The 400-nt window shown below is 39.5% G+C and carries 1 protein-coding gene; it reads left to right on the plus strand.

Features of this window, described 5'->3' with window-relative positions:
* Positions 1-400: fructose-bisphosphatase class III (locus I6F20_RS38655; RefSeq protein WP_225131620.1), on the plus strand; the 400-nt coding region annotated here is incomplete at both ends.

A 400-nucleotide genomic window follows, 5' to 3' on the forward strand; every position in this document is an offset into this window, starting at 1 on the left:
ACAAAGATTAGTTGTAGATCATCTCCACGTCGTTGGTGATATTTACGACCGTGGTCCTCACCCAGACAAAATTATGGATACACTCATTGATTACCATTCTGTCGATATTCAATGGGGGAACCATGATGTTTTATGGATGGGTGCCTACTCTGGTTCAAAGGTGTGCCTCGCGAACTTACTCCGCATTTGTGCACGTTACGACAATCTCGACATTATTGAAGATGCTTACGGTATTAACTTGCGTCCATTATTAACGCTAGCCGAAAAGTATTACGATGATAATGAGGCATTTCGTCCGAAAAAACATCCTGAGAAAAATCCATCAGAGTCAGAAATTTTACAGATTACAAAAATTCATCAAGCCATTGCAATGATTCAATTTAAATTGGAAGGACCGATT

Source organism: Bradyrhizobium sp. IC3123 (assembly GCF_020193625.1).
Lineage (GTDB): Bacteria > Pseudomonadota > Alphaproteobacteria > Rhizobiales > Xanthobacteraceae > Bradyrhizobium > Bradyrhizobium yuanmingense.